This window comes from Actinocorallia lasiicapitis (assembly GCF_054778695.1).
This window is the reverse complement of the sequence record NZ_BAAGZI010000482.1, coordinates 1-3,893: the sequence shown is the minus strand read 5'-3', so window position 1 is coordinate 3,893 and position 3,893 is coordinate 1. Positions and strand designations below refer to the sequence as shown.

General features: G+C 71.1%; 5 protein-coding genes. All 5 read left to right on the top strand.

What is annotated here, in order from left to right; all coding sequences use genetic code 11:
* Positions 1-225: hypothetical protein (locus ACYVE7_RS30675; RefSeq protein WP_460369627.1), on the top strand; the 225-nt coding region annotated here is incomplete at its 5' end.
* Positions 225-647 (top strand): roadblock/LC7 domain-containing protein, encoded by a 423-nt coding sequence (locus ACYVE7_RS30670; RefSeq protein ID WP_460369625.1) that lies wholly within the window; start codon positions 225-227, stop codon positions 645-647. The genes ACYVE7_RS30675 and ACYVE7_RS30670, both read left to right, overlap by 1 nt.
* Entirely contained in the window at positions 644-1,099 is a 456-nt protein-coding gene (locus ACYVE7_RS30665; protein ID WP_460369623.1) for a DUF742 domain-containing protein, read from the top strand. Before ACYVE7_RS30670 ends, ACYVE7_RS30665 begins: the two co-directional genes overlap by 4 nt.
* Positions 1,083-1,658, top strand: a complete 576-nt coding sequence (locus ACYVE7_RS30660; protein ID WP_460369621.1) for a GTP-binding protein — start codon at positions 1,083-1,085, stop codon at positions 1,656-1,658. Before ACYVE7_RS30665 ends, ACYVE7_RS30660 begins: the two co-directional genes overlap by 17 nt.
* Before the next feature lie 177 nt (positions 1,659-1,835).
* A partial coding sequence (locus ACYVE7_RS30655) for a sensor histidine kinase (RefSeq protein WP_460369619.1) occupies positions 1,836-3,893 on the top strand: 2,058 nt, incomplete at its 3' end.

Genomic DNA, 3,893 nt, shown 5'->3' with positions numbered 1-3,893 from the left:
GGACGCACGGCCAACGGCCTGGTCAAGCGGTCCACCCGCGGCGGGGGCGGCGAGCACCGGGCCCGCAAACCCGACCGCAGGCCACGCCCCGCGCCCGCGAAGCCGGAACCACCCGTCGCCGAGCGCACCCCCGCCGAGGTGTCGACGATGCTCACCGCGTTCCGGTCGGGCTTCCAGCGCGCGGCGTCCGACCAGCCCGAGACCCAGACGGACGGAGAAAGCTGATGGCCCACCCCGCTTCGGAGGTGCAGAGCTTCAACTGGTTGCTGGAGAACTTCGTGCGGGCGACGGACGGGGTCACCGACGTCGTCGCCGTCTCCTCCGACGGCCTGCTCATGGCCCTGTCCGAAGGGCTCGACCGCAAGGGCGCCGAACGGCTCGCCGCGATCGTGTCCGGGATGACCAGCCTGGCCAGGAGCGCGTCACGCCAGTACGGGTTCGAGGGGCTGCGTCTGGTGATGGTCGAGATGCAGCGGGGCTTCCTGCTGGTGTCGGCGATCTCCGACGGCTCCTGCCTGGGCGTCGTCGCGACCTCCCAGTGCGATCTCGGCCTCGTCGGCCACGAGATCGCGCTGCTCTGCGACCGGTTCGGCGGGCTGCTGACGCCGCAGATGGTCGCCCAGTTGAAGAGCGAGGTGCTCCAGTGAGAAGCGACGAGCCCGGGCCCAGGCTGCCCGACCCGCGGATGGTGCAGGTCAGGCAGGAGCCGCCGCGCGTCCCGTTCAGCCCGCCGTCGCCGCGGGAACCGGTCGTGGTGGAGGAGCCGGAGGGCTCGATCGTCCGGCCGTTCGTGCTGACGGGCGGGCGCACCAGGCCCGTCGACGAGCGGCTCCGGGTGGAGACCCTGATCAGCGCCCCGCCGTCCGCACTGTCCGCGCCGCTGGCGTTCGAGCGGCGCCGGATCGTCCAGCTCTGCCAGCATCCCGTCTCGGTCGCCGAGATCGCCGGGCATATGGGGCTGCCGGTCGGGGTGGCGCGGGTGCTCGTCGCCGATCTGATGGCCGAACGCCTCGTCACCGTCCACGACCATCTCGGCCTGGACGACCTCCGCTTCCGTTCCGTGCTCGAGAGGATCCGTGAAGGTGTCCGTGCCCTCTGACCAGACCGCCGACGGCGACCTCATCTCAGCCAAGATCATTGTCTCGGGTGGGTTCGGCGTCGGCAAGACGACCTTCGTCGGGGCGCTCTCGGAGATCGAACCGCTGACCACCGAGGCCGCGATGACCGACGCGTCGTTCGGCGTCGACGACTCCCTGGGCATCGAAGGGAAGACCACGACGACCGTCGCGTTCGACTTCGGCCGGATCACCCTCGACCAGTCGCTGGTGCTCTACCTGTTCGGGACGCCCGGGCAGGAGCGGTTCGCGTTCCTCTGGGACGACCTGATCGAGGGCGCGATCGGCGCGATCATCCTGGTCGACACCCGCCGGATCGACCAGGCCTACCCGTGTCTGGACTTCTTCGAGGAGACCGGGATCCCGTTCGCGGTGGCCGTCAACCAGTTCCCCGACTCCCGGCATTACGACCTGGCCGAGGTCAGGGAGGCGCTGGGCGTCCCGTTCTCGGTGCCGTTGATCCGCTGCGACGCCCGCGAACGCGCCTCGGTGAAGGAAGTGGTGATCGCGCTGCTCGACAGCGCACTCGTCGCGTTTGCGTGAGCACTCACATCGAGTTCAAACGTGAGTGAGCCGAACTCCACCCCGGCCGTACCGGTCGGCAACGCGCCGGAAATAAGCCCGCCCTAGCTTCGCGGTCATGCCAGCCGAACCCAGGGAGAAGCGATGAGCGGCCGCCGCAGGGCGGTCCCGCCCCTTCCCGATGCGCCAGCCCCGACCGTGCGCGCTCCGCGACTGGAGCGCTCCAAGCCGCGCCGTCGCTGGGGAGTGCGCACGATCCGAGCGAGGATCGGCCTGATCCTCACGGTCCCAGCGGTCCTGCTGATCACGATCGCGGTGCTGGGCACCGTGAACCAGGTGAAGGTCTCCGGCGAGGCCGACGCGACGGCCGAGAACGTCGAACTGGTGCTGTCCGTCCAGGAGCTGATCCACTCGCTCCAGCGGGAACGCGGTCTGACCAGCGGCCTTCTCGGTGGCGAGACCGCCTACCAGCAGCCGGTGGAGCAGCAGCGCAAGAAGTCCGACGCCGCCCGTCTGGCATTGGACAAGCTGCTGGGCGCGGGCGGCTCCGCCGCGCACGAGGCCGTCAGCACGGCCCTGGACAAGCTGACCACGCTGGGCGACGTCCGCGGTTCCGCGGACGCCCGGCAGATCACCCGGCCGCGGCTCCTCGACTTCTACACCACGGGCATCACGGCGCTCGCCGACGCGGCCGCCTCCTCCGACGTCGGCCAGAACGACAAGGTCCTCCGCCGCGGTCTCGCCTCGCTGCACACGATCGGCCGCGCCAAGGAGAGCACCGCGCTCGAACGCGGCCACCTCAACGGCGTGTTCGCCCTCGGCCAGTTCACCCAGGACGACTACATCCGGTTCACCGAGACCCGTGCCAAGAAGGTCGAGGCGCTCAACAGCTTCCCGGCCGTCGCCACCCAGGAGCGCTCCGCCCAGCTCGAGGCCGTGCTGCGGACCCCGCAGGCGACGCTCGCGGCCTCGTTCGAGCAGCGCGCGCTGCTCGGCGCGAACGGCCAGAAGCTGAGGCTCAACCCGGCGAAGTGGTGGTCGGCGATGACCCAGGTCGTCGACGACGAGCGGGCCCTCCAGATCGCGGTCGGTGAGGACGTCAGGGCCCGCTCCCAGGAGATCAAGGCCAGCGCCAGGCAGTGGCTGTTCGTCTACGGCGGCGTTGCGGGGGCCACGATCCTGCTCGCGCTCGGCCTGTGGGCCTACACCTTCCGGTCGATCATGCGGCCGATCCAGATCCTCACCGCCGAGGCCCACGACGCCGCGGAGAGCAGGCTGCCGCGCGCGGTCGACCTGATCCAGGGGGCGGCCGATCCGAGCAGCGTGGTGCTGGAGCAGGGGACGTCCACGCTCGCCCGCCGCGACGACGAGTTCGCCGAGGTCGCGCGGGCACTGGACAACCTGCAGTCCACCGCCGTCCGGCTCGCCGTGCAGCAGGCCGTCATGCGCAGGAACACCGCGGAGTCGCTCGCCAACCTGGGCCGCCGCAACCAGAACCTGGTCCGCAGGCAGCTCGGCTTTATCTCGGCGCTGGAGAAGGAGGAGGCCGACCCCAACCAGCTCGCCAACCTGTTCGAGCTCGACCATCTCGCCACCCGGATGCGGCGCAACGCCGAGTCGCTGCTGGTGCTGGTGGGGGAGCACAGCCCCCGCAAATGGTCCGGATCGATCTCCGTCGGCGACATCCTGCGGTCGGCGCTGGCCGAGGTCGAGGACTACCGGCGGGTCATCCTGCGGCGCGTCGACGACGGCCAGCTCCGCGGCGCCGTCGCCGCCGAAGTGTCGCACCTGCTGGCCGAGCTGGTGGAGAACGCGCTGTCGTTCTCGCCGCCCGACCAGGAGGTCGAGGTCTCGGCGCGGGCGACCGCCAACGAGTACCACATCGCGATCGTCGACTCCGGGCTCGGGATGTCGGCCGAGGCGCTGGCCGAGGCGAACGTCAAGCTCAGGGGCGAGCAGTCGTTCCTGGTCCAGCCGACCCGCGACCTCGGCCACTTCGTGGTCGGCCAGCTCGCCGTCCGGCTAGGGGTGCGGGTGTGGCTGCACGAGTCGCCGCTCAACGGGGTCACCGCCAGGGTCGTGCTGCCCGCCTCGGTGCTGATGACGTCCGAGGTCAGACGGCCGGAGCCGCCCCAGCCCGTCGCGGTCGGCTCGCGCCCGGGCCCCGCCGCCTACGGGACGCAGCCCACCGGGGCGTTCCCCGTGTACGACGCGCCGCCCGTCAACGGCTCCGTCGCCACGCTGCCGCCCGAGCAG